Source organism: Streptacidiphilus sp. MAP5-3, from assembly GCF_041262505.1.
Taxonomy (GTDB): Bacteria; Actinomycetota; Actinomycetes; order Streptomycetales; family Streptomycetaceae; genus Streptacidiphilus.
On record NZ_JBGCCL010000041.1, the window covers coordinates 1 to 23,100 of the forward strand.

Genomic DNA, 23,100 nt, shown 5'->3' on the forward strand with positions numbered 1-23,100 from the left:
TAACTGGCGTTGACTTTTGGCACGCTGTTGAGTTCTCAAGGAACGGACGCTTCCTTCAGCCCCGTTTCACCGGGCCCTCCGGGCGCTTCCTTCGTGATTTGTCCCGGTCGGCGCCGGGCACAACGAAGAAGTTACAGGGAGCTGTCCGTAGGAGCAAATCCGCGCCTGTCACTCGAATGACGTAGAGTCTGCTCCGCGCGGTGGTCTAGACCTCTCGCCGATCTTTCCCGGTCCGGGCATAGCGGCCCTGACCTGGGCGGACAACTCGTGGCTTAGGTCCGAAGTGTCCATAGTTGACATGATTTAGGCTGATCCCCGATGCGAGCCCCTGAGGGCTCGCGTCCTGGGTTCCGCCATCTAGGAGGCTCAACCATGACGACCGTGACGTCCCCTCTGGTCGGCGAGGCCATCGGGCTCGCGAACGTTCCCGACCCCGTCTTCTCCGGGGCCATGGTCGGCCCGGGTACCGCGATCAAGCCCGCGCCCGGGCCGGGTGAGGCCGTCTCCCCCGTCGACGGCATCGTGGTGTCCATGCACCCGCACGCCTTTGTCGTGCTGGATGAGCAGGGGCACGGCGTGCTCACGCATCTCGGTATCGACACCGTTCAGCTCAACGGCGAAGGCTTCGAGCTGCTCGTGCAGAAGGGCGACAGCGTCAAGCGCGGGCAGCCGGTGGTCAAGTGGAACCCGACCGCCGTCGAGGCCGCCGGTAAGTCGTCCATCTGTCCCGTGGTCGCGCTGGAGGCCTCGGTCGAGCAGCTCACCGATATCCGGGAGTCCGGTGACATCGCGGTGGGCGAGACCCTGTTCGCCTGGAACTGATTCAGCGACAGCGGTACGCCGACAACACTACGACGGAGACTCAAAGCGGAGACCGGTGAGATGACAGAGACCCTGCAGGGCGTGGGCGTGAGCCACGGCGTGGCGATCGGCCAGGTGCGGCACATGGGCACGGCGGTGCTGGAGCCGGAGGCCAAGCAGATCCCGACCGAGGACGCGGCGCGCGAGCAGGCCCGGGCACAGCGGGCGGTCGACGCCGTGGCCGCCGATCTGCAGGCGCGCGGCAACCTGGCGGGCGGTGAGGCACAGGCCGTCCTCGAGGCGCAGGCGCTGATGGCGCTCGACCCGGAGCTGATGGCTGACGTGGAGCGGCGGATCGCCGTGGGCAGCAGTGCGGAGCGCGCCGTCTACGACGCGTTCGCCGCGTACCGGGCGCTGCTGGCAGCGGCCGGGGACTACCTGGCCGGGCGGGTCGCCGACCTGGACGACGTGCGGAACCGGATCGTCGCCCGGTTGATGGGTGTGCCCATGCCGGGCGTGCCGGACAGCGACGAGCCCTACGTGCTGATCGCCCGCGATCTGGCCCCCGCCGACACCGCGTTGCTGGACCCGACGCTGGTGCTCGGTTTTGTCACCGAGGAGGGCGGGCCGACCAGCCACAGCGCCATCCTGGCCCGCGCGCTCGGGGTACCGGCCGTGGTGGCGATGCCCGGCGCGACCGACCTGCCGGAGGGTGTGGTCGTCGCGGTCGACGGCAGCAGCGGTGCCGTGATCGTCGACCCTTCGACGGAGACGCAGCAGCGGCTGCGGCGCGAGGCCGAGGAGCGCAAGGCGGCGCTCGCCGCGTCCACGGGTCCGGGCCGGACCTCGGACGGGCACCGGGTTCCGCTGCTGGCCAACGTCGGTGGCCCGGTGGACGTCCCGGCCGCGGTTGAGGCGGGTGCGGAGGGCGTCGGGCTGTTCCGGACCGAGTTTCTGTTCTTTGAGAAGCACAGCCTGGACGACTCGAAGAAGGCCCCGTCGGAGGACGCACAGGTCGACGCGTATCGCGCGGTGCTGGAGGCGTTCCCCGAGGGGCGCGTCGTGGTGCGCGTCCTGGATGCGGGGGCGGACAAGCCGTTGGACTTCCTGACCCCGGCCGACGAGCCCAACCCCGCTTTGGGCGTACGCGGTCTACGTACGTTGCTGGAGCACCCCGAGGTGCTGCGCACCCAACTGCGGGCGCTGGCGCGGGCGGCCGAAGGTCTGCCGGTGCACCTGGAGGTGATGGCCCCGATGGTGGCCGACCGCCAGGATGCGAAGGCCTTCGCCGACGCGTGCCGTGAGGCGGGACTGCAGGCGAAGTTCGGCGCGATGGTGGAGATCCCCTCGGCGGCGCTGCGGGCGCGGTCGATCCTCCAGGAGGTCGAGTTCCTCTCGCTCGGGACCAACGACCTTGCCCAGTACACCTTTGCGGCGGACCGCCAGGTGGGCGCGGTGGCGCGGCTGCAGGATCCGTGGCAGCCGGCGCTGCTGGACCTGGTCGCGCTGTCCGCGGAGGCCGCCCGCACCGAGGGCAAGAGCTGCGGCGTCTGCGGCGAGGCCGCCTCGGATCCGGTGCTGGCGTGCGTGCTGATCGGGCTGGGCGTGACCAGCCTTTCGATGGGCGCGGCGTCGATCCCTTACGTGCGGGCGAAGTTGGCCAAGGTGACGCTGGCCCAGTGCGAGCGCGCGGCTGCCGCCGCGCGGGCCGCGGACAGCGCGGCCGAGGCACGGGCGGCGGCGAACCAGGTGCTCTCCGGGGAGTGACACCGGTGCACGCCACCGGTTACGACGTGAGCGGGCCTTCGTCCTTCGGGGCGGGGGCCCGCTGCGACGTCCGCGTGCCACGTGCTGTGCGCGCCTCGGTGGAGACGACGACGCAGACGCCGACCACGACGACCGCACCACCCACGGCGATGGACCAGGTGACCGACTCGTTGAGGACCAGCCAGCCGAGCGCGACGGCGACGACCGGGTTGACGTAGGCGTAGGTGGCGACCAGCGAGAGCGGCGCGCTCTGCAGCAGCCAGGCGAAGGCGCTGAAGGCGACGAGGGATCCGAAGACGACCAGGTAGGCCAGGGCCAGCCAGGAGCTGGTGCTGACGGCGCCGACGTTCAGGTGCTCGTGGCGGAAGAGGCCGAGCGCGAGGTCGCCGAGGCCACCGGCCAGCATCTCGTAGGCGCTTGCGGTGAAGGGGTTGCCGGGCATCGGCAGGCGGGAGGAGAGGAACGAGCCGATCGACCAGAGCAGGGCGGCGGCGAGCACCGCGATGATCCCGACCAGCCGGACCGCGCCGGAGCTGCCGGGCAGGGTGAGCACGATCAGTCCGGCGAAGCCGATCAGCACGCCGACGAAGGTGGCGGCGCGGGGGCGGTCGCCGAAGAGCGTGCGCAGCACGATGACCCAGAGCGGCACGGCGGCGACCAGCAGCGCCGCCAGCCCGGACGGGATCCGGGTCTCGGCGAGGACGACCAGGCCGTTGCCCCCGACGAGCAGCAGCAGACCGACGACGGCGGCGGAGGCGAGCTGCCTGCGGGTCACCCGCAGGGCACCCGAGCCGGAGCGCCAGACGACCAGGCCCACGAGCAGGACTCCGGCGACGAGGAAGCGGAGCGCTGCCGAGAGGAACGGCGGCATGGTCTCGACGGTGATCCGGATGGCGAGGTAGGTGGACCCCCAGACGACGTAGACGATGCCGAGGGCGGGCCAGAGGAAGTTCCGGGTCCGTTCGGGACCGGCCTGACCTGCGGGGACCGACCGTTCGGTCGCAGCTGGCGCCGCCTCATGTGTCATGTGCGTTCCTCTCGTACAGCTCTGTACATCGATCCTCCCGCAGGAATACAGCCACCCGCCACGCCATTTCCTGCCGTTGTCGCGAACGGGTCTTGTTATACGAGACAGTTGCTCTCACAAGCTGAGACCTGATCTATGGTCGGCACCCAGGGAGGCAGACATGACTGAGCATCAGAAGCAGTACACCCACGGCTACCACGCGTCCGTCCTGCGCTCGCACACCTGGCGCACGGCTGAGAACTCCGCCGGCTACCTGCTGCCGGAGCTGAAGCCGGGGCTGTCCGTGCTGGACGTCGGCTGCGGGCCGGGAACGATCACCGCCGGGCTGGCCGAGCGGGTCGGGCCGGGGCTGGTCACGGCCGTCGAGATCTCCGCCGAGGTGCTGGCCAAGGCGGCGGAGGCGGTACCGGAGTCGGCCGGGGTCCGGTTCGAGACGGCGGACGTGCACGCGCTGTCGTTCCCCGACGCGTCGTTCGACGTCGTGCATGCGCACCAGGTGTTGCAGCATGTCGCGGACCCGGTCCAGGCGCTGCGCGAGATGCGGCGGGTCTGCCGTCCGGGAGGCGTGGTCGCGGTGCGCGACTCGGACTACGGGGGGTTCGTCTGGTACCCGTCGCTGCCCGAGCTGGACGAGTGGAACGTGCTGTACCACCGGGTGGCCCGCGCCAACGGCGGCGAGCCGGACGCCGGGCGGATGCTGCGCAGCTGGGCGCTCGATGCGGGCTTCGCGCCGGAGCGGGTCGAGGCGTCCTCGTCCACCTGGTGCTTCTCGTCGGAGGAGGACCGCGCCTGGTGGGGCGGGATGTGGGCGGAGCGGATCACCGGATCCGCGATCGCCGAGCAGGCGGTGGCCGAGGGGTTCGCCCAGCGCGAGGATCTGGAGCGGATCAGCGCGGCGTGGCAGAGCTGGGCCCAGGAGCCGCGCGGCTGGTTCAGCGTGCTGCACGGCGAGCTGCTGTGCCGGGTGTGACCCGGACCCGGCACAGCAGCCCGTCGGCGTTCAGCTGACTGGCGCTCAGCGGCGGTACTGCTCGAAGATCCGCAGCGCGTCGGGGTTGTCGATGGAGCCGAGGTTGACGGCCTGGGCGAGCGGCGTGCCGCCCAGGATCCGCTTGATCGGCACCTCGATGCGCTTGCCGGTGAGGGTGTGCGGAAGCGCGGGCACGGCGATGATCTCGTCCGGGACGTGCCGCGGCGACAGCTGCGTGCGCAGCGCGTCGCGGACCGCCGTACGCAGCTCGTCGTCGAGCTCCGCGCCCTCGACCAGCACCACGAAGAGCGGCATCCAGTAGCCGCCGTCGGGCAGTTCCAGGCCGATGACCAGGGACTCCTTGACGGCGGGCAGTCGCTCGACGACCTCGTAGATGTCGGCGGAGCCCATCCGGACGCCCTGACGGTTGAGCGTCGAGTCGGAACGGCCGTGGATGACCACGGTGCCGCGCTCGGTGACGGTGATCCAGTCGCCGTGTCGCCAGACGCCGGGGAACATCTCGAAGTAGCTGTCCCGGTAGCGGACGCCGTCGGGGTCGTTCCAGAAGCGGATGGGCATGGACGGGATCGGCTTGGTGACGACCAGTTCGCCGACGTCGCCGACGACGGGCTTGCCGTTGACGTCCCAGGCCTCGACGGCAGCGCCCAGGCTGGGAGCCTGGATCTCGCCCAGGTACACCGGCAGCGTCGGCACGCCGCCGACGAAGCAGCTGCAGACGTCGGTGCCGCCGCTGACGGAGGCGAGCCACATGTCCGGGCTGATCTCGTCGTAGATCCAGCGGAAGCCGTCGGGCGGGAGCGGGGAGCCGGTGGTGCCGATGGCGCGCAGCCGGGTCAGGTCGAGGTCACGGCCGGGGTGGACGTCGGCCTTCTTGCAGGCCATCACATAGGCGGCGGAGGTGCCGAACGTGGTGACCCCCGCGTCGGCGGCGATGCGCCACTGCGCGTCGGGGGTCGGGTAGCCGGGGCTGCCGTCGTAGGTGACGATGCTCGCACCCACCAGCAGACCCGCCAGCAGGAAGTTCCACATCATCCAGCCGGTGGAGGTGTACCAGAAGAACCGGTCCCCCGGGCCGAGGTCGAGGTGGAGTCCGGCCTGCTTGAGGTGCTCCACGGTAATGCCGCCGTGGCTCTGCACGATGGCCTTGGGCAGGCCGGTGGTCCCCGAGGAGTAGAGCACCCAGAGCGGGTGGTCGAACGGCAACTGCTCGTAGGAGGGGACGGTCGGACTGCTCGTCAGCTCCTCCCACTCCAGCGCGCCTTCGGGTGCGGGGCGTCCGAGCAGCGGGATGTGCACGACATGACGGAGCGTCGGCAGCTCGGCGCGCAGCTCGGCGACGACGCCGGTGCGGTCGTGCTCCTTGCCGCCGTAGCGGTAGCCGTCCACGGCGAAGAGGAGGACGGGTTCGAGCTGCTGGAACCGGTCCAGCACGCTGCGGGCGCCGAAGTCGGGCGCGCACGAGGTCCAGATCGCGCCGACGGCGGCGGTGGCCAGCAGGGCGACGACGGCCTGCGGCACGTTGGGCAGGTAGCCGCCCACCCGGTCACCGGGCTCGACGCCGAGGCGACGCAGTTCGGCGGCGAGCGAGCCGACCTGACGGCGCAGCTCGGCCCAGGTGGTGACCTGCGGCTCTGGGTGCGCCTCGTCGACGTGGAGGATGGCGGGCGTGTCGGCGTTGTGCGGGTCCTCGCCGTGGCGCAGCACGTGCTGGGCGTAGTTGAGCTTCGCGCCGGGGAACCAGGTCGCCCCGGGCATGGTCGCGTCCCCGAGCACGGCGCTGGGCTCCGTCTGGAAGCGGACGTCGAACCACTGGGTGACCGCGCTCCAGAAGTCCTCGAGGTGCTCGACCGACCAGCGGTGGAAGCTCGCGTACTCGACCGCAGGGTCCTGGCCCTGCTGGGGGCGGGGCGCGCCGTAGTACTCGGCGGCGAAGCGCTGGAAGGCGGCCATCCGGGAGGCCGCGGCTCCGGCCGGGTCCGGCCGCCACAGCGGCGTGGTCTCTTCGGTGCTCATGCGCGCTTCGTGCCTCCGACCGTCAGGCGCACCTGCACGCCGGAGGGCAGGTGGGAACGCCTGTGCTGACCTTGCCACGATCGGGGCCGGACGCGCCAGGGTCGACGGAACGCGTCACACGGCTCACGTCACGGACCCAGCTGCTGACGGACTCAGCTCGCGGACTCAGCTCGACTCGGCCCTGGGCGTCACGGCCGCAGCAGTGCCGGGTGAAGGGTGGTGGCCGGTCCGGCGCGGTAGAGGCGGGCGCGCGGACCGCCGCGGGAGTTGCCCCGTTCCGCGGTCGCGCCGGTGTCCTCGACGAAACCGGGCGCGGAGAGCACCTTGCGGTGGAAGTTGCCGGGGTGGAGGCGCTCGCCCCAGATCTCCTCGTAGACGGCGCGGAGTTCCGGGATGGTGAACTCCGGCCCGAGGAAGGCGGTCGCGAGCGGCGTGTACTCCAGCTTGCCGCGGGCGCGCTCCAGCGCGTCGGCGACGATCCTGGCGTGGTCGAAGGCCAGTTCGCGTTCGGCGAGCGGAGCGGGTAGCTCCCGGTCGCCGGTCCCACCCCCGTGAGGACCGGCGACCGGAACCCAGACGGCGCGGGCGGCGTCGCCGCCGGCGCGCGGGTCGGGCAGATCAGGTGCGAAGGCCAGGTAGGCCACCGAGACCACGTGCATGCGCGGGTCACGGTCGGGCGCGCCGTAGGAGCCGAGCTGCTCCAGGTGCACCCGTTCGAGAGCGGTCGGCGCGAGGCCGGTCTCCTCCGCGAGCTCGCGCGCCGCGGCCTCGTCCAGCCCCTCCTCCCCCGCCTTGACGAACCCTCCGGGCAGCGCCCAGCGCCCCTGGAACGGCGGCCCGCCCCGCTCCACGAGGAGGATGCTGAGCCGTCCCTGACGCAGCGTCAGCACGACGACGTCGACCGTGAGGGCGATCGGCGCGTAGGCGCGCGGGTCGTACGCGGCGAGCCACCCGGCCTCGTCGTCCTCGTGCATGCGTGCCGCTCCGGCGGGTCGATGTGTCGTGGTCGGATTGTCGCGATCGGTTTCGGTCGACCCTCGGTCAGAGTTGTTCTCTCATCGAGTTCTTCTCTGATCGAGTCTTTCTCGCTCTGAGAACAACATAGCGCATGCCGCGCCGGAGTGCCAGCCCCGCCCGGGCGCTACGCCTGCCGCAGCGCGGCCACGACGACGAGCACCTGTTCCGTCAACTCCGGCCCCACCGGCCCGTGCTGGTTCATCAGCCGGTACCACATCGCCCCGAAGACCAGGTCGACGACGGTCGGGACCGGGACCCTCCAACCGTCCGCGCCCTGGCGCTCCAACACCTCCGCCAGCAGCGCGCGACGCTCGGCGATGTAGCCGCGCAGCCTGGCGGCCAACTGCTCGTCGGCGAAGGCGTCGGAGGTCAGGCCGAGCAGGATGTCGGCGACCGGGGCCTTGTGGGCGAGCCGGAACGTCGCCTCCAGAAAGACGCGAAGGTCGGCAACGGGATCACCGCTCGGCGGCGGGGCGCCGTGGGCCGCGCCGACTTCGCCCATCGCCTCCAGCAGCACCGCGCCGCGGGTCGGCCACCAGCGGTAGACCGTCTGGCGTCCGACTCCGGCCGCGTCCGCGATGGCCTTGATGGTGACGTTGGCGTAGCCGCCGTCCACGCAGAGGGCGACGGCCGCGTCGAGGATCGCGCGACGGGCGGCGTCGCTCCGCGGACGCCCGGGAGGCTTCGGATTCATGGCCCGACTTTACAAGACAGGGTGTCTCGTTACAGAATCGAGGCATAGTGTCTCGTTACTCGTGACGAGACACGAGCGGAGATGAAGTGGGGACGGACATGGCACACACGTCGGAGCGCGTCGTCATCCTGGGCGGCACCTCGGGGATCGGCCTGGCGACGGCGGACCTGCTGCTCGACCGGGGGTACGAGGTCGTCATCGCCGGACGCAGCGAGGAGCGCCTCACGCAGGCGCTGAAGACGCTCGACAGGCAGGGCGCCGACCGCCCGGTCATGGGCCGCGCGGTGGACGCGACGGACAGCGGGCAACTCGCCGAGTTCTTCGCGGAGGTGGGCACGTTCGACCACCTCGTGGTCACGGTCACCAGGAACGGCGGGGTCACCACGCTGGCGGACCTGGAGGCAGCCGAGGTCCGCAAGCACAGCGAGGGCAAGCTCCTCGCCCACCTGCTGAGCGTCCAGGCCGCACTCGGCACGCTGCGCGCGGACGGCTCGGTGACGCTGGTCGGCGCGGTCAGCTCGCAACTGAGCGGCCCGGGGCTGGTGGTACTGGGTGCGATGAACTCGGCCGTCGAGACCGCGTCGCGGATCCTCGCGGCCGAACTTGCGCCGCGCCGGGTCAACGCCGTCTCCCCGGGCGTGATCGAGACGCCGTGGTGGGACTGGGTCCCGGCGGAGGCGCGCACCGAGGCGATCGTCGGCGCGGCCGGCGGTACGGCGGTCGGCCGCCCGGGACGGCCGGAGGAGGTCGCCCACGCGATCGCCTTCCTGGTCGAGAACACCTACACCACGGGCGTGGTGCTGCCGGTCGACGGCGGGGCGCGGCTCAACGTGCAGCGGTGACACGTGCAGCAGCGGCCCGTACGGAGGTGGCCAGTACAGAGGTGGCCAGTACAGAGGTGGCCCATACGGCGGTGCCCCGTAAGGAGGTGACCCGTCCGCGCAGCTGAACGGCGGGCGGGGATAGGGTTGGGGTGACGTCGATGGGGCGGGTCTGCCGGAGTTCCGGCGGCCCGCCCCGCGCCGTTGACCTGCTTGGCAGTTCGCTCGTTGCCCGACCGCTCGTCCTGCCCGACCGCTCGTCCGTCCGGAGGTCTGCCGATGTCCATCCAGGGTTCGCTCCCCGACGCGCTCGCCAGGGGAGTGGTGGTACTGGACGGCGGCATGTCCAACGAGCTGGCCGCCGACGGGCACGACCTCTCCGACGCGCTGTGGTCCGCACGGCTGCTGCGCGACGAACCGGCAGCCGTGGCCGCCGTGCACCGGCGCTACTTCGCCGCGGGCGCGCAGGTCGCGATCACCGCGAGCTACCAGGCCAGCTTCGAGGGCTTCGCCCGGGTCGGCGTGGACCGTGCGGAGGCGGAGGAACTGCTGCGACGCAGCGTCACACTGGCGCGGGAGGCCGCGGACGAGGCGCCCGGACAGGGGCCGCGCTGGGTGGCGGCCTCGGTCGGACCGTACGGCGCGGTGCTGGCCGACGGTTCCGAGTACCGGGGCCGGTACGGGCTCAGCCGGGCGCAGTTGCGCGCCTTCCATGCGCCGCGCGCCGAGGTGCTGGCGTCCGCCCGGCCCGACGTGCTGGCTGTCGAGACCGTCCCGGACATCGACGAGGCCGAGGCGGCACTGGACGCCGTCGCCTCGCTGGACCTGCCGGTCTGGCTCTCCTTCAGCGCGGCCGAGGGCCGGACGCGGGCGGGGCAGCCGCTCGCCGAGGCGTTCGCGCTGGCGCGCGGCAACGCGCAGGTCGTCGCCGTGGGCGTGAACTGCCTCGCTCCGGAGGAGGCGGCCGAGGCGGTCGCCCTGGCGGCGGAGGTCTCCGGCAAGCCGGTCGTCGTCTACCCGAACAGCGGCGAGGGCTGGGACGCGGCGGCGCGCGCCTGGTCCGGGCCGGCGACCTTCTCCCCCGACCGGGTGGCCGAGTGGACCGCCTCCGGGGCCCGGCTGGTCGGCGGCTGCTGCCGCGTCGGGGCGGACCAGATCGCGGCGCTGGGAGCAGTGCTGAGCGCCGGGACCCGCGGCGTCTGAGACGCCGTCGGCGGCCCGGCGGGGTGGGCCTGTGTGCTGCCTGACCTGGTTTGCTGGCAGACTCGGTGTCACGCACAGCGCCGTCGGCATTGTCGACCGCTGTTCCGACCCCTAGTTCTGTCCGTTCCGTCGTCTGTGTCCGTTGTCTGTTCCGTCGTGCTGTCTTCAGCCGCAGTGGGAGGTTCTCCGATGGCCGGGTCGATCCAGTCGCTCGAGCGCGCGGCGGCGATCCTGCGACTGCTTGCCGGCGGCGAGCGGCGGCTGGGCCTGTCGGACGTGGCCGCCTCACTCGGACTGGCCAAGGGAACGGCCCACGGCATCCTGCGCACGCTGCAGCAGGAGGGCTTCGTCGAGCAGGACCCGGACAGCGGCAAGTACCAGCTGGGCGCAGAGCTGCTGCGACTCGGCCAGAGCTACCTGGACGTCCACGAGCTGCGCGCCCGCGCCCTGGTCTGGGCGGACGACCTGGCCCGGGCCAGCGGGGAGACGGTCTACCTCGGGGTGCTGCACCTGCGCGGCGTGCTGATCGTGCACCACGTCTTCCGCCCGGACGACACCCGGCAGGTGCTGGAGGTCGGCAGCATGCAGCCGCTGCACAGCACGGCGCTGGGCAAGGTGCTGATCGCCCACGACCCGGTCGCCCGCGCCGAACTGCAGGAGAGCGAGCGCGAGGCCTTCACCCCGCGCACGCTGACCGAGCTGGCCGACCTGGACGCCGAGGCCGCGCAGATCCGCGAGCGCGGGTGGGGCGCGGCCGTCGAGGAGACCTGGACCGGGGTGGCCTCGGTCGCGGCGCTGATCCAGGACCGCCGCCGCAACCCCGTCGGCGCGGTCGCGCTCAACGGGCCGGTCGAGCGGGTCTGCCGGGACGGCGTGATCCGGCCGGAGCTGGTCGTCTCCGTACGCGAGGCGGCCCGCGCGATCTCCCGCGACCTGGGCGCGCCGCGCTTCTGACGCTCGGGCGCATTCACTGGGCGCACTCCCGATCTGACGGTCCGTTCGGCGTGTTCCGTACCCGTCCGAACGGGTGATTTGTCTATGTTGAGCGAGCAATGTCCCGTTTGTTCGACGCCTCCACAGCCACAGCTGCACCTGCATTGACGCAGGTGCAGCGGGCCACGTAGTTTTCGCACAACGGTCGACATTGTCGAACGTGAGCCGCAAACTGCACTGGGAGCCGCTGTGTCCAACAGCCATATCTTCTTCGGCGAACTCATCGGTACCGCCCTACTGATCCTGCTCGGCGCGGGCGTCTGCGCTGCCGTCACCCTGAAGCGCTCCAAGGCCGAAGGGGCCGGATGGCTCGCCATCGCCTTCGGCTGGGGCTTTGCCGTGCTCGTTGCCGCGTACACCGCGAACTCACTGTCGGGGGCCCACCTCAACCCCGCCGTCACCATCGCGATAGCCGTCAAGACCGGCGACTGGAGCCACGTCCCGGTCTACCTGGCGGGACAGTTCCTCGGCGCGGTCATCGGCGCGGTGCTGGTCTGGCTGTCCTACCTGGGCCAGTTCAACGAGAACGACGAGCCCACCCTCGGCATCTTCGCCACCGGGCCGGAGATCCGGAACCCGGTCCAGAACGTGATCACCGAGACCATCGGCACCACCGTGCTCTGCCTGCTGATCCTGACCCAGGGGCTGAACAAGGAGCTCGGCCTCTCCGGCATGGGCATCCTGATCACCGCCCTGACCGTGGTCGGCATCGGCCTCTCCCTTGGTGGCCCGACCGGCTACGCCATCAACCCCTTCCGCGACCTGGGCCCGCGTCTGGTCCACTCCCTGCTGCCGATCCCCAAGAAGGGCAGCTCGGACTGGGGCTACGCCTGGGTCCCGATCGTCGGCCCGATCCTCGGCGCGCTGCTCGCCGGCGGAATCTACAACGCGGCCTTCTGATCAACCTGACGGATCGACCAGGCTAGGCACACCCGAGAACGCGCCACCCCGCAGGGCCCTCGCCGCCCCCACTGTCAACGAGGACACACATGACCACCAGCACCGGCCAGTACATCGCGGCCATCGACCAGGGCACCACCTCCAGCCGCTGCATCATCTTCGGCGCAGACGGCCGCATCGTCGCGGTCGACCAGCAGGAGCACAGCCAGATCTTCCCCCAGCCCGGCTGGGTCGAGCACGACGCCGAGGAGATCTGGACCCGGGTCCAGTCCGTGATCGCCGGCGCGCTGGCCAAGGCCGGGCTGACCCGTGACGACATCCGCGCCATCGGCATCACCAACCAGCGCGAGACCACGGTCCTGTGGGACCGGACCACCGGCAAGCCGGTCCACAACGCCCTGGTGTGGCAGGACACCCGCACCGAGGAGCTCTGCCGCGAGCTGGGCCGCAACGTCGGGCAGGACCGCTTCCGCCGCGAGACCGGGCTCCCGCTCGCGAGCTACTTCGCCGGTCCGAAGATCCGCTGGCTGCTGGACAACGTCGAGGGCCTGCGCGAGCGCGCCGAGCGCGGCGACATCCTCTTCGGCACCATGGACACCTGGGTCATCTGGAACCTCACCGGCGGCGTCGACGGCGGCAGGCACGTCACCGACGTGACCAACGCGTCCCGCACCATGCTGATGAACCTGCACACGCTGCAGTGGGACGAGAAGATCGCCGAGTCGATGGACGTGCCGATGAGCGTCCTGCCGGAGATCCGCTCCTCCGCCGAGATCTACGGCGAGGCCGTCGGCGACCTGGCGGGCGTGCCGGTCGCCTCCGCGCTGGGCGACCAGCAGGCGGCGCTGTTCGGCCAGACCTGCTTCAACGTGGGCGAGGCCAAGTCCACCTACGGCACCGGCACCTTCCTGCTGCTCAACACGGGCGAGAAGGCGGTCAACTCCTACCACGGGCTGCTGACCACGGTCGGCTACCGGATCGGCGAGGAGGCCCCGGTCTACGCCCTGGAAGGCTCGATCGCGGTCACCGGCTCGCTGGTGCAGTGGCTGCGCGACCAGCTCGGCATCATCTCCACCGCGGCCGAGATCGAGACGCTGGCCTCGACCGTCGAGGACAACGGCGGCGCGTACATCGTCCCGGCCTTCTCCGGCCTGTTCGCGCCGTACTGGCGCTCCGACGCGCGCGGCGTGATCACCGGCCTGACCCGGTACGTGACGAAGGGTCACCTGGCCCGCGCCGTGCTGGAGGCAACCGCCTGGCAGACCCGCGAGGTCGTCGACGCCATGGAGAAGGACTCCGGCGTCACGCTCTCCGCGCTCAAGGTCGACGGCGGCATGACCAGCAACAACCTGCTGATGCAGAACATCGCGGACGTGCTGGACGTCCCGGTCGAGCGCCCCTACGTCGCCGAGACCACCGCGCTGGGCGCCGCCTACGCCGCCGGTCTGGCCGTCGGGTTCTGGCCGGACCTGGACACCCTGCGCGCCAACTGGCACCGCGCGGCCGAGTGGACGCCGCGGATGGACGAGGCGACGCGCGACCGCGAGTACAAGAACTGGCTCAAGGCCGTCGAGCGGACCATGGGCTGGATCGACGAGGACTCGACGTCCGGCCGCTGACGCCCGGACCCCGCAAGACGGGTGCGGCGGGCCCCGCACGGGGAGGGCCCGCCGCGCCGTTCGCACCACCACCAGAGAAGTTGAGGGATCTTCCGATGCACTCCATGCCGACCCTGGGGGCCAACCGCACGGCCGACCGCGCCCAGGCGCGGGAACTGCTGAGCAGTGCCACCTACGACCTGCTCATCATCGGCGGCGGCATCCTCGGCACCGCCGTCGCCTGGACCGCCGCGCAGTCGGGGCTCCGGGTCGCCATGGTCGACGCCGGTGACTTCGCGGGCGCGACCTCCAGCGCCTCGTCGAAGCTGGTCCACGGCGGCCTGCGCTACCTGCAGACCGGCGCGGTCAGGCTGGTCGCGGAGAACCACAAGGAGCGCCGCGCGCTCTCCACCGACGTGGCCCCGCACCTGGTCAACCCGCTCACCTTCTTCGTCCCCGTGTACAAGGGCGGCCCGCACTCCGCGCCCAAGCTGGGCGCGGGCGTCTTCCTCTACTCCGCGCTCTCCGTCTTCCGTGACGGCATGGGTCACGTCGCCACGGCGGCCCGCGCCGGGCAGGCTGTCCCGGCGTTGCGCACCGAGGGCCTGCGCTCGGTGGCCGTCTACAAGGACCACCAGATGAACGACTCGCGCGTCGCCGTGATGACGGTCCGCGCGGCGGTCGACTCGGGCGCGGTCGTGCTCAACCACGCCGAGGTCAGCGGGCTTCGCTTCACCGGCGGCCGGGTGACCGGCGCCGAGATACGCGACCGGCTGACCGGCGACGAGTTCGGCATCGACGCGCGGCTCGTCCTCAACGCGACCGGACCGTGGGTGGACCACCTGCGGAAGATGGAGGACAAGGGCGCCGCGCCCAGCATCCGGCTCTCCAAGGGCGCGCACGTCGTCGTCAAGCGCAAGGCCCCGTGGCAGGCGGCGCTGACCATCCCGATCGACAAGTACCGGGTCTCGTTCGCCATCCCGTGGGAGGACCACGTCCTGCTCGGCACCACGGACGAGGAGTACACCGGCGACCCGGCCGACGTCCGTGCCACCGAGGCCGACGTCGACCAGATACTCGGCGAGGCCGCGCACGCGATCCGCGACGACCATCTTGACCGCGACCTGATCACCTACTCCTTCGCGGGCCTGCGCGTGTTGCCCGGCGGTCCGGGCGGGACTGCCGCCGCCAAGCGCGAGACGGTCGTCTCCGAGGGCCGCGGCGGCATGCTCTCCGTGGCAGGCGGCAAGTGGACGACGTACCGTCACATCGGCCGCGTGGTGCTGGAGAAGCTCGCCCACGTGCCCGGCACCGGGCTGGCCGAGGACATGTCGGCGATCCCGCGCACCGTGCCGCTGCCGGGCGTCGGCAGCCCGAACGCCGTCGCGCACCGCCTGCTGGTGGACCGCGAGCCGGGCGCCCGGATGGACCCGCTGGTGGCGCGTCACCTGGCCACCCACTACGGCACGCTCTCCTTCGACCTGGCCCGCCTGATCGACCAGAACCCGGCGCTGGGCCGCCCGATCCACGCGGACGGCCCGGACGTGTGGGCGCAGGTCGCCTACGCGGTCGACCACGAGTGGGCAGCAACGGCGGACGACGTCCTGCGGCGACGCACGACGCTGACCGTGCGCGGGCTGGACACGCCGGAGGTCCGCACGGAGATCGAGTCCTTCCTGGCCGGGCGCAGCGCGCAGGGCTGAGCCTCCACCGGTCCCCCAGGTGGGCCCCGGCGCACGATGCGCCGGGGCCCACCCTGCTTTTTGAACGCGTTCAATATGGGCGTACGCTCCTGATCGAAGCGGAGGCCGACCGAGCGTCGTGCTCAGGGCCGTCCGCTGCTGCGCTGAAGGGGGAGCTGGTCGGCATGAAGGTGGTAATTCCGGGCGGAACAGGACAGGTAGGAACGATCCTGACCCGCTCCTTGGAGGCGGACGGGCACCAGGTGGTCGTGCTCACCCGGCGCCCCGCCCACCCGCGCGAGACGGCCTGGGACGGTCGGACCCTCGGCCCCTGGGCCGAGGCGCTCGACGGCGCGGACGCCGTCGTCAACCTGGCCGGGCGCAGCGTCAGCTGCCGCTACACCCCGGCGAACCTGGCCGAGATGATGGCCTCCCGTGTCGACTCCGCCCGGGTCGTCGGCCAGGCGATCGCGGCTGCTGCCCGTCCACCCCGGGTGTGGCTGCAGATGAGCACCGCGACCGTCTACGCCCACGCGGCGGCCGGTGCGGCGCCGAATGACGAGACTCACGGGGTGCTCGGCGGCACCGAGCCGGACGTGCCCGGCTACTGGGAGTTCAGCGTCCGGATCGCGCGCAGCTGGGAGCGCGAGCAGGAACTGGCCGTGACGCCGCAGACCCGCAAGGTGGCGCTGCGGTCGGCCATGGTGATGAGCCCGGACCGAGGCGGCGCCTTCGACGTGCTGCTCGGCCTGACCCGGCTGGGCCTCGGCGGCGCGGTCGCCGGCGGCGGGCAGTACGTGTCCTGGATCCACGACGTCGACTTCGTCCGCGCGGTGCGGTTCCTGATCGGAGACGAGGGCGGGGCCAAGGGCGAAAGCGACGCAGCGCTCTCCGGCCCGGTGAACCTTGCCGCCCCAGGGCCGTTGCCGCAGCGGGAGTTCATGCGCGCGCTGCGCCAGGCGTGGGGCACGCCGGTCGGACTGCCCGCGACCCGGCAGATGGCGCGCCTCAGCGCTTTGGCGCTCCGGAGCGACGCCGAACTGCTGCTCAAGAGTCGCCGGGTGGTGCCCGGACGACTGCGGGACGCAGGGTTCGCCTTCGAGCACGATCAGTGGCACGACGCGGCGGCCGACCTGGTCCACCGGGTCCGCTGCCGACAGGGCGGCGAACGCAGGGGCGAGGCGCTGCGGTCCGTGCTGACGCCAGCGTGGCTCCACGGCTGAGCGATGACGGCCGAACGGTCGCGCGGCTGAGCGATGATGGCCACATGACGATCCCCTCCGCGCTCGCCTCGTTCGCCGTCGTCGCGGGCCTGCTGACGCTGATACCCGGGCTGGACACGGCCCTTGTGCTGCGCAGCGCCGCCGCGCGGGGCCGGGCGCACGGCTTCGCCACGGCACTCGGGATCAACACCGGTGCGCTGTGCTGGGGTGCGGCGGCGGCCTGCGGTGCGACCGCCGTGCTGACGGTGTCCCAGGACGCCTATCTGGGGCTGCGGATCGCCGGTGCCGCCTACCTGCTGTGGCTGGGCGTCGGCATGCTGCGCGCGGCCCGACGCCCCGAGGCGGCGCTCGGCGGGTCGGTGGGCGACGGTCCTGCCCCGGCGCTCGCCCGGCTGTCGGGCTCGTACCGGCGCGGGCTGACGACCAATCTGCTCAACCCGAAGATCGGCGTCTTCTACACCGCGATGCTGCCGCAGTTCATCCCGCCGCACGCGCCGCACCTGGCCATGGGCCTGTTGCTCGCCCTGGTCCACGACGTCGAGGGGATGGCGTGGTTCAGCCTGCTGATCCTGGGCACCACGCGGCTGCGCGCCGCGCTGCGGCACCTCCGCCTCCGGCGCGCCACGGTCCGCCGGGCGCTGGACGCCGTGACCGGCGTGACGCTGATCGGGTTCGGCGTGGAGCTGGCGTTGTCCGAGCGCTGACCGAGCGCTGACCGCCCCGCCGATCAGGTCAACGTGTCGCCGTAGCGGGCCGAGACCTCCTTGAGGCGCCTGACCTCCTGATCGTGGCACTCGTGTTCGCACCCGATGAGCTTGCCCGAGACCACTCGCACGCCGACCGCGCAGGCGTGCGGTTCTTCGGGTTCCACGCCCTTGCAGCCGGGCGCGAGGTACTTGTCCGGGGGTGTCCACAGACCGCCGTACGGCTTGGACGGATCTCGAGTCGTCTGCGCCATAAAGCAAGTGTGCGTCAAAAACCCTTGCTGGTAGGGCAGATCGCCGAAGATCGCAACGCACGGGCGACGCGGCGGCGGTGACTCGGGCACCGGGAGGGGAGGAGGCTAGGCCTATTGTGGCGGCTGTGACTGAGAGCAACGCGACCCCCGGACACCACCGCAGCGACGTCATCGCCCACCACGAGACCCCGGAGGACCTCGACGCCCTCCGGCGCCGGACGCACATCTCCAGCAACATCCTGGCCGGCTCGGTCTGGCTGGCCCACAACATCGACCGCGCCGTGATGACCGAGAACGGCCCGCTGCTCCGCGCGCTGGCCTCGGCTGCGGACGCCGTCCACGAGCTCGGCCTCCACCTCAACCAACCGGACCCGGCCCACCTCGCCACCGCGCTGCGCGAGCTGGACGCGGCGCGGGAGCTGGTGCGCGGAGCGCTCGACGGCGACTGAACTACCACTGATCCGCGGCCGGCCTGCGGCTGGTCCACCGATCGGTGGGGCGGACTCAGCCGTCCGGTTGACCGGGAGGATCAGCCCTTGTCCCCGGCGGACGGTTGATGTGGGAGCCGGGGTCGCCCGGCGATTCTGGAGCCAACCCAAGAACAGCCGAAAGGCCGGACAGGAAGGCTCCCGAGATGAACACCGTGCAGACCTCCGTCAGCTCCTCCAATTCCTCCGTCTCCTCGTCCACCACGGCCGAGGCGTTCCGTCCCGTCAAGCGACTGGTCGGCGGCTATGCCGCCCTGAGCGCGGGCACGCTGGTGGTCGCCTACCTCATGCGGAACCACGCAGATCTGGTCACCCCGACCGTCTGGATCCGGGGCGGGATCGTCGCCTTCACCTCGCTGCTGATGCTGGCCCTCGCCGCCGGTGCCGCACGCGGCCGACGCGGCGCGTACCGCCGCCTGCGGATCGCGTCCGGCGTGATGCTGGCGGTGATCGCGGTGATGGCCTCGCTCCCCGGCGTGCTCCCCGTCTGGATGCGGTTCGAGCAGGGCGTCTGCGGCGTGCTGCTGGTCGGCGTCGTGGCGATCGCGAACAGTCGGCGGACGCGCGCGCTCTTCGCCGTCGACGGCCCCGTCGCGCGTTGACGCCGATACATTGGCGGAAGGGCCGACGGTTCAGGGTGTTCCGCACCTTCAGCGGGAGCCGTGTGAGCCACGTGAGCCAGGTGAGCCATCAGGGAGACGCAGTCATGGTGCAGGAGGGCACGACCGGTTCGACGCGGCAGTGGTCCGCGACGGCCACGGTCGTGCCCTATCTGCTGCTCGGGCTGCTGGTCCTGGTCACCGTCGCCGAGAAGGCGGGCAGCCCGACCCAGCGCGGATCGCTGCCGGTCGACCTGCTCCTGTGCGGGGCGGCAGCCGCCTGGATGCTCTGGGTCTTCACCCTGCACCCGGCCTGGCGCGAGCGGCCACACCTGATGGCGGGCTTCTTCGTCGTGCTGATCGCGATCACCGCAGCGCTGGTGGTCAGGGACCCGTGGTTCGGGTTCTTCACCCCAGCCGGATACATCTACGCCTTCCGGCTCCTGCGCTGGCCGGTACAGCTCGTCGGGGTCGGTGCGGTGGCCGTGGTCGCCGGGACGGCGCAGGCGAACGGCATCGACAAGTCGACTGCCGTCGGCGTGCTTGGCTACCTCGGCGTAGTGCTCGCCAACGTGGTCCCGATGTGCGCCGCCGCCGTAGCGATGCGGCGACGCGCCCACGACCACGCCGAGCGCGAGCGCGCCCTCGCCGAGGTCAGTGCCACCAACCGTCGGTTGGAGGCGACGCTGGCGGAGAACGCGGCCCTGCACGAGCAGTTGCTGGCCCAGGCCCGCGCGGCGGGCGTCCAGGACGAGCGCCGGCGGATGGCCCGCGAGATCCACGACACCCTGGCCCAGGGCCTGACCGGGATCATCACCCAGCTCCATGCCGCGGAACACGCGGCAGAGCACGCCGCCGACGCGCCCGAGGTCCGACAGCGCCACATCGAGGCGGCGACGCGGCTGGCGAAGGAGAGCCTGACCGAGGCACGCCGCTCAGTCCACGCGCTGAGCCCCGAGCCGTTGGAGTCGGGGGCACGGTTGGGCGACGCGGTCGCGGGCGTGGCGGAGCGCTGGTCGGCGCTGCACGGCATCCCGGTCCGGGTCACCACGACCGGAACGGTGCGCGCGCTGCCGCCGGAGGCGGAGCTGGCGCTGCTGCGCACCGCGCAGGAGGCGCTGGCCAACGTGGCGAAACACGCACGCGCGTCGCGGGTCGGGGTGACGCTGTCCTATCTGGAGGACGAGGTGGCGCTGGACGTCCGGGACGACGGCAGCGGCTTCGACCCGTCGGGGGTGGCGGCGCGTGTCAATGGATCCGCACCTGTACCGCAGGGCGGGTTCGGGCTGGTGGCGATGCGGCAGCGGATCGAGGGCCTGGCTGGGACCTTGCAGATCGAGTCGGAGCCGGGCGGCGGCACCGGGATCTCGGCGCGGGTCCCGAGGAAGGAAGAAGCGTGAGCGAAGAGAACGTGATCCGTCTGCTGATCGCGGACGACCATCCCGTCGTGCGCGACGGCCTGAGTGGGCTCTTCGCGCGCGACCCGGAGTTCGAGGTCGTCGGCGAGGCCGCGGACGGCGCGGAGGCGGTCCGGCTGACGGAGCAGCTCCGCCCGGACGTGGTCCTGATGGACCTGCGCATGCCGGGCACCGACGGCGTCATGGCCATCCGCGAACTCGCCGCGCGCGGCAGCACCACCCGGGTGCTGGTGCTGACGACGTACGACACCGACAGCCACGTCCTGCCGGCCATCGAGGCGGGCGCGAGCGGCTACCTCCTCAAGGACGCGCCACGCGACGACCTCCTCCGCGCGGTCCGTGCCACCGCGCGCGGCGAGGCGGTGCTGGCACCGTCGGTGGCGGCACTGCTGATGAGCCGCGTGCGCGGGTCGGACCCGACGGAAGCCGGTGACTCGGCTGCCGTCCCAACGAACGGTCCGTTGAGCCAGCGCGAGGTGGAGGTGCTCCAGTTGGTCGCCTCCGGCGCGACCAACCGCGAGGCAGCGGCCAAGCTCTTCATCACCGAGGCCACGGTCAAGTCCCACCTGCTGAACATCTACGCCAAACTCGGAGTCAGCGACCGCGCCGCCGCCGTGAGCGAGGCCTTCCACCGCGGCCTGCTCCAACCCCAGCGGCGTCCGACGCAGGGGTGAGGAGACCATGGCGAACCAGGCTGACGGCATAAGCCTCGACCTCTTCGCGGGCATTCCCGTCAGCGACTACGCGACGGCGGTGCAGTGGTACGAACGGCTGCTCGGCGGCCCGCCCGCGTTCTATCCGCACGCCACGGAGGCGGTGTGGCAGTTGGCGGAGCACCGGTACGTCTACGTCGTCGAGCAGCCGGAGCGTGCCGGAGGCGCGCTGGTCACCCTGTTCGTCGACGACCTCGACGCACGCGTCGCCGCGATCGCGGTCCGGGGTCTGGAGCCGGCGCGGCGGGAGGCTTACCCCGAGGGCGTCCACAAGGTCAGCTACCGCGACCCGGACGGCAACGAGATCGCCTTCGGCGGCAAGGTGTCCTGACTCGGGGGCCCGCGCCGGAGGCGCTTTCGGTCGTCGGCACGATGTCGGTCGACGGTGGGCGCTACGCTGACCGGATCGGGAGCGACAACGGGGGCGACAGTGCTGGTGGCGTGGTGGGTCTGTTGTGCCGTGGTGCTGGTCGGGGTGGAGGTTCCGCTGTTCCGGCGGGCCCACCGCAAGCACAAAGCCTGGATGAACGGCCACATGACCGAGTACCGGGCGATGTCGAGCAAGGAACGGAGCTGGGCGGGCGCGGACCGGGAGCTGTGGATGACATCGGTGATCTTCACGATCATCGCGGTCGTCGTCGGGCCGATCGGCGCAGCCCTGATCAGCGGCAAGATCTAGCCAGGCCCCCGCCGTTCACCTGCCTACGGTCCGCCTGTCCAACAGTCAGCCGCTCGCCGAGTCCCGTGAGCGCAGCCTCACCGAACACCCTCTGCCCCATCCACAACGCCGCCGTGATGCAGGCCTGGAGGGGCAGCAATAGCTGAACTGCCCCTCGTCACGGCCGATTCCGGATCTGGTGCAGGGTTATGTGCAGCGTCGGCGCGCTGCGGGGGTACACCCTACTTGGAACAGCAACTCGTCTACGTGGCTTGGGTTTCAGTCGCGTTCGCCGCGTCGGGCGTCACTCGCCCACGCTCCTGGACCGTTCGACACGACGACCTGTCCGGCCGTCTTTGCTGACTCAACGGCCAAGCAATTCAACGACGTTGGCCCATAATGGCATCTCTTTCGCGGCCGCTGCGCGGCCCGGTGTCGATCCTCAGCAGGAGGACCCCTTGAGCGCGCTCACAAAACTGGACCACGAGCCTCAGCCCGCCCCGACTGCCGTACCGCCCACGAGATGACGGCCGCGCCGGTACAGCCCCTGCCGGGGGACTTCTTCGTGGTGAAAGTCGACGGCCCCGTCGGGGTGTTGATATCAATCGGCGAGTTCCTCAATGGCTCCCGATTCGGCCACTGGGACCACGCCGGAGTGTTCGTCGGCGACGGCCAGGTCGTCGAGGCGGAGCCGGGTGGGGCGCGTCTGGCCGGTGCCGACGAGTACGCGGGGCGGCCGATCGCCTGGTCGACGGGCCACATCGATCTGACCGACGTCCGGCGGACCAGGATCGTGACCGCCGCCCGCGGCTTCGTCGGAGTGCCCTACAGCGCCGCGGACTACTTCGCCCTGGCCTTGTGGCACTTCCGCCTGCGGATCCCGTGGGCGAAGCACGTCATGACGTCGCAGAAATCGATGATTTGCAGCCAGTTGGCCGATGCTGCCTACGCCGCCGCCGGCGTCCATCTCTTCAAGGACGGACGCGCCCCAGGTGATGTCACGCCTGCCGATTTGGCGGCGCTGATCGGAGCCTGACGCGTTCCCTGCGGTGGTCAGCCCTTGGGGCCGAGCAGGAACAGCACCCCGAAGAGCAGTATCCCCAGGACGATCGTGCAAGCCACCGCCAGGCAGCAGCCCTTGGGGGTGTCTCCTGGCTTCGGGGTGTAATTGGTCTGCGCGGTGTTGGAGGGCATGGCTTGGACCCTACCTGTGCCGTCAGGCAGCGAGTCTCGAGAACATCTCGCTGTCGAGGCGATGGCCTTCTGGGGTCATGGCGGGGAGATACCGACCAAATGCATGATCATGCGGCGAGGGGTTCGGGCTCCGGTTCGTCGTCGGCTCCGTGGGCGCGGAGGGCCTCAATCGCGTGCAGCCACACGTCGACGAGCTGGGTGTGGCGGTGGTGCGCGAGCTGCGTCCACGTGGTGGTGCCGCGGGCATGTACCTGGATCGCGACGTTCGCTTCGATCACCGCCCGCTGCAGTTTGCGCAGCTCAACACCAGAATCCACACGATCATTCTACCGGGCGGCGCTT

25 protein-coding genes are annotated in these 23,100 nt (G+C 71.3%); 18 read left to right on the forward strand and 7 right to left on the reverse strand.

The window, feature by feature from the left end:
- Positions 1–372 precede the first annotated feature (372 nt).
- Together ABH928_RS33950 and ptsP are read left to right on the forward strand one after the other, a co-directional pair.
- The gene (locus ABH928_RS33950) at positions 373–822 is read left to right on the forward strand and encodes a PTS glucose transporter subunit IIA (protein WP_370072566.1); all 450 of its coding nucleotides are present in this window, start codon (positions 373–375) and stop codon (positions 820–822) included.
- Positions 823–882: 60 nt separating this feature from the next.
- Positions 883–2,568, forward strand: a complete 1,686-nt coding sequence (gene ptsP, locus ABH928_RS33955; protein ID WP_370072567.1) for a phosphoenolpyruvate--protein phosphotransferase — start codon at positions 883–885, stop codon at positions 2,566–2,568.
- A 19-nt stretch (positions 2,569–2,587) separates the two neighbouring features.
- On the opposite strand, the gene ABH928_RS33960 is transcribed toward ptsP, so the two are convergent.
- A complete protein-coding gene (locus ABH928_RS33960; protein WP_370072568.1) occupies positions 2,588–3,595 on the reverse strand; it encodes an EamA family transporter in 1,008 nt (335 codons plus the stop codon).
- A 160-nt stretch (positions 3,596–3,755) separates the two neighbouring features.
- Between ABH928_RS33960 and ABH928_RS33965 the strand changes: the two genes are divergently transcribed.
- The gene (locus ABH928_RS33965; RefSeq protein ID WP_370072569.1) at positions 3,756–4,565 is read left to right on the forward strand and encodes a class I SAM-dependent methyltransferase; all 810 of its coding nucleotides are present in this window, start codon (positions 3,756–3,758) and stop codon (positions 4,563–4,565) included.
- 45 nt (positions 4,566–4,610) lie between these two features.
- Here the strand turns inward: ABH928_RS33965 and ABH928_RS33970 are convergent, their stop codons facing one another.
- The 3 genes from ABH928_RS33970 to ABH928_RS33980 all read right to left on the reverse strand — a co-directional run bounded on the left by ABH928_RS33970 (position 4,611) and on the right by ABH928_RS33980 (position 8,310).
- A complete protein-coding gene (locus tag ABH928_RS33970; protein WP_370072570.1) occupies positions 4,611–6,599 on the reverse strand; it encodes an acetoacetate--CoA ligase in 1,989 nt (662 codons plus the stop codon).
- 188 nt (positions 6,600–6,787) lie between these two features.
- Positions 6,788–7,573 carry an NUDIX domain-containing protein gene (locus ABH928_RS33975; RefSeq protein WP_370072571.1) on the reverse strand — a complete coding sequence of 262 codons (786 nt, stop codon included), beginning with the start codon at positions 7,571–7,573 and terminating at the stop codon, positions 6,788–6,790.
- Between the two features lie 167 nt (positions 7,574–7,740).
- A complete protein-coding gene (locus ABH928_RS33980; protein ID WP_370072572.1) occupies positions 7,741–8,310 on the reverse strand; it encodes a TetR/AcrR family transcriptional regulator in 570 nt (189 codons plus the stop codon).
- A 98-nt stretch (positions 8,311–8,408) separates the two neighbouring features.
- Here ABH928_RS33980 and ABH928_RS33985 point away from each other — a divergent pair, with 98 nt between their 5' ends.
- From ABH928_RS33985 to ABH928_RS34020, 8 genes are all read left to right on the forward strand, one after another.
- Positions 8,409–9,152, forward strand: a complete 744-nt coding sequence (locus ABH928_RS33985; RefSeq protein WP_370072573.1) for an SDR family oxidoreductase — start codon at positions 8,409–8,411, stop codon at positions 9,150–9,152.
- A 258-nt stretch (positions 9,153–9,410) separates the two neighbouring features.
- Positions 9,411–10,334: a homocysteine S-methyltransferase gene (mmuM, locus tag ABH928_RS33990; RefSeq protein ID WP_370072575.1), complete on the forward strand. Its 924-nt coding sequence runs from the start codon at positions 9,411–9,413 to the stop codon at positions 10,332–10,334.
- 189 nt (positions 10,335–10,523) lie between these two features.
- Positions 10,524–11,288 (forward strand): IclR family transcriptional regulator, encoded by a 765-nt coding sequence (locus tag ABH928_RS33995; protein WP_370072576.1) that lies wholly within the window; start codon positions 10,524–10,526, stop codon positions 11,286–11,288.
- A 228-nt stretch (positions 11,289–11,516) separates the two neighbouring features.
- The gene (locus tag ABH928_RS34000) at positions 11,517–12,227 is read left to right on the forward strand and encodes an MIP/aquaporin family protein (RefSeq protein WP_370072577.1); all 711 of its coding nucleotides are present in this window, start codon (positions 11,517–11,519) and stop codon (positions 12,225–12,227) included.
- A gap of 89 nt (positions 12,228–12,316) precedes the next feature.
- A complete protein-coding gene (gene glpK / locus ABH928_RS34005; RefSeq protein WP_370072578.1) occupies positions 12,317–13,846 on the forward strand; it encodes a glycerol kinase GlpK in 1,530 nt (509 codons plus the stop codon).
- 95 nt (positions 13,847–13,941) lie between these two features.
- A complete protein-coding gene (locus ABH928_RS34010) occupies positions 13,942–15,528 on the forward strand; it encodes a glycerol-3-phosphate dehydrogenase/oxidase (protein WP_370072579.1) in 1,587 nt (528 codons plus the stop codon).
- A gap of 164 nt (positions 15,529–15,692) precedes the next feature.
- Positions 15,693–16,730: an epimerase gene (locus ABH928_RS34015; RefSeq protein WP_370072580.1), complete on the forward strand. Its 1,038-nt coding sequence runs from the start codon at positions 15,693–15,695 to the stop codon at positions 16,728–16,730.
- A gap of 44 nt (positions 16,731–16,774) precedes the next feature.
- Positions 16,775–17,434 carry a LysE family translocator gene (locus tag ABH928_RS34020; protein ID WP_370072581.1) on the forward strand — a complete coding sequence of 220 codons (660 nt, stop codon included), beginning with the start codon at positions 16,775–16,777 and terminating at the stop codon, positions 17,432–17,434.
- A gap of 23 nt (positions 17,435–17,457) precedes the next feature.
- Here the strand turns inward: ABH928_RS34020 and ABH928_RS34025 are convergent, their stop codons facing one another.
- Complete coding sequence (locus tag ABH928_RS34025) at positions 17,458–17,688, reverse strand: hypothetical protein (protein WP_370072582.1); 231 nt, start codon at positions 17,686–17,688, stop codon at positions 17,458–17,460.
- A 125-nt stretch (positions 17,689–17,813) separates the two neighbouring features.
- On the opposite strand from ABH928_RS34025, the gene ABH928_RS34030 reads away from it, so the two are divergent.
- The 7 genes from ABH928_RS34030 to ABH928_RS34060 all read left to right on the forward strand — a co-directional run bounded on the left by ABH928_RS34030 (position 17,814) and on the right by ABH928_RS34060 (position 22,600).
- Entirely contained in the window at positions 17,814–18,137 is a 324-nt protein-coding gene (locus tag ABH928_RS34030; RefSeq protein WP_370072583.1) for a hypothetical protein, read from the forward strand.
- Between the two features lie 185 nt (positions 18,138–18,322).
- The gene (locus ABH928_RS34035) at positions 18,323–18,778 is read left to right on the forward strand and encodes a hypothetical protein (protein WP_370072584.1); all 456 of its coding nucleotides are present in this window, start codon (positions 18,323–18,325) and stop codon (positions 18,776–18,778) included.
- Positions 18,779–18,882: 104 nt separating this feature from the next.
- Positions 18,883–20,175, forward strand: a complete 1,293-nt coding sequence (locus tag ABH928_RS34040; RefSeq protein ID WP_370072585.1) for a sensor histidine kinase — start codon at positions 18,883–18,885, stop codon at positions 20,173–20,175.
- Positions 20,172–20,867 carry a response regulator gene (locus ABH928_RS34045; protein ID WP_370072587.1) on the forward strand — a complete coding sequence of 232 codons (696 nt, stop codon included), beginning with the start codon at positions 20,172–20,174 and terminating at the stop codon, positions 20,865–20,867. Before ABH928_RS34040 ends, ABH928_RS34045 begins: the two co-directional genes overlap by 4 nt.
- Before the next feature lie 7 nt (positions 20,868–20,874).
- Entirely contained in the window at positions 20,875–21,237 is a 363-nt protein-coding gene (locus ABH928_RS34050) for a VOC family protein (protein ID WP_370072588.1), read from the forward strand.
- A 54-nt stretch (positions 21,238–21,291) separates the two neighbouring features.
- The gene (locus ABH928_RS34055; protein WP_370072589.1) at positions 21,292–21,585 is read left to right on the forward strand and encodes a hypothetical protein; all 294 of its coding nucleotides are present in this window, start codon (positions 21,292–21,294) and stop codon (positions 21,583–21,585) included.
- Between the two features lie 502 nt (positions 21,586–22,087).
- Positions 22,088–22,600: a hypothetical protein gene (locus ABH928_RS34060; RefSeq protein WP_370072590.1), complete on the forward strand. Its 513-nt coding sequence runs from the start codon at positions 22,088–22,090 to the stop codon at positions 22,598–22,600.
- A 17-nt stretch (positions 22,601–22,617) separates the two neighbouring features.
- Here the strand turns inward: ABH928_RS34060 and ABH928_RS34065 are convergent, their stop codons facing one another.
- Positions 22,618–22,758, reverse strand: coding sequence for a hypothetical protein (locus ABH928_RS34065; RefSeq protein WP_370072591.1), 141 nt, complete (start codon positions 22,756–22,758; stop codon positions 22,618–22,620).
- Between the two features lie 107 nt (positions 22,759–22,865).
- Entirely contained in the window at positions 22,866–23,075 is a 210-nt protein-coding gene (locus ABH928_RS34070) for a hypothetical protein (RefSeq protein ID WP_370072592.1), read from the reverse strand.
- Positions 23,076–23,100 lie beyond the last annotated feature (25 nt).

What these genes read in the sequence shown, in the direction of transcription:
- ABH928_RS33985 (WP_370072573.1), top strand. Translation starts at nt 8,409, where the DNA reads ATGGCACACACGTCGGAGCGCGTCGTCATCCTGGGCGGCACCTCGGGG.
- ABH928_RS34035 (WP_370072584.1), top strand. Translation starts at nt 18,323, where the DNA reads ATGAACACCGTGCAGACCTCCGTCAGCTCCTCCAATTCCTCCGTCTCC.
- ABH928_RS33970 (WP_370072570.1), bottom strand. Translation starts at nt 6,599, where the DNA reads ATGAGCACCGAAGAGACCACGCCGCTGTGGCGGCCGGACCCGGCCGGA.
- ABH928_RS33950 (WP_370072566.1), top strand. Translation starts at nt 373, where the DNA reads ATGACGACCGTGACGTCCCCTCTGGTCGGCGAGGCCATCGGGCTCGCG.
- ABH928_RS34010 (WP_370072579.1), top strand. Translation starts at nt 13,942, where the DNA reads ATGCACTCCATGCCGACCCTGGGGGCCAACCGCACGGCCGACCGCGCC.
- ABH928_RS33965 (WP_370072569.1), top strand. Translation starts at nt 3,756, where the DNA reads ATGACTGAGCATCAGAAGCAGTACACCCACGGCTACCACGCGTCCGTC.
- glpK (WP_370072578.1), top strand. Translation starts at nt 12,317, where the DNA reads ATGACCACCAGCACCGGCCAGTACATCGCGGCCATCGACCAGGGCACC.
- ABH928_RS34015 (WP_370072580.1), top strand. Translation starts at nt 15,693, where the DNA reads ATGAAGGTGGTAATTCCGGGCGGAACAGGACAGGTAGGAACGATCCTG.
- ABH928_RS34025 (WP_370072582.1), bottom strand. Translation starts at nt 17,688, where the DNA reads ATGGCGCAGACGACTCGAGATCCGTCCAAGCCGTACGGCGGTCTGTGG.
- ABH928_RS34065 (WP_370072591.1), bottom strand. Translation starts at nt 22,758, where the DNA reads ATGCCCTCCAACACCGCGCAGACCAATTACACCCCGAAGCCAGGAGAC.
- ABH928_RS34020 (WP_370072581.1), top strand. Translation starts at nt 16,775, where the DNA reads ATGACGATCCCCTCCGCGCTCGCCTCGTTCGCCGTCGTCGCGGGCCTG.
- ABH928_RS33980 (WP_370072572.1), bottom strand. Translation starts at nt 8,310, where the DNA reads ATGAATCCGAAGCCTCCCGGGCGTCCGCGGAGCGACGCCGCCCGTCGC.
- ABH928_RS34060 (WP_370072590.1), top strand. Translation starts at nt 22,088, where the DNA reads ATGACGGCCGCGCCGGTACAGCCCCTGCCGGGGGACTTCTTCGTGGTG.
- ABH928_RS34040 (WP_370072585.1), top strand. Translation starts at nt 18,883, where the DNA reads ATGGTGCAGGAGGGCACGACCGGTTCGACGCGGCAGTGGTCCGCGACG.
- ABH928_RS33960 (WP_370072568.1), bottom strand. Translation starts at nt 3,595, where the DNA reads ATGACACATGAGGCGGCGCCAGCTGCGACCGAACGGTCGGTCCCCGCA.
- mmuM (WP_370072575.1), top strand. Translation starts at nt 9,411, where the DNA reads ATGTCCATCCAGGGTTCGCTCCCCGACGCGCTCGCCAGGGGAGTGGTG.
- ptsP (WP_370072567.1), top strand. Translation starts at nt 883, where the DNA reads ATGACAGAGACCCTGCAGGGCGTGGGCGTGAGCCACGGCGTGGCGATC.
- ABH928_RS34050 (WP_370072588.1), top strand. Translation starts at nt 20,875, where the DNA reads ATGGCGAACCAGGCTGACGGCATAAGCCTCGACCTCTTCGCGGGCATT.
- ABH928_RS33995 (WP_370072576.1), top strand. Translation starts at nt 10,524, where the DNA reads ATGGCCGGGTCGATCCAGTCGCTCGAGCGCGCGGCGGCGATCCTGCGA.
- ABH928_RS33975 (WP_370072571.1), bottom strand. Translation starts at nt 7,573, where the DNA reads ATGCACGAGGACGACGAGGCCGGGTGGCTCGCCGCGTACGACCCGCGC.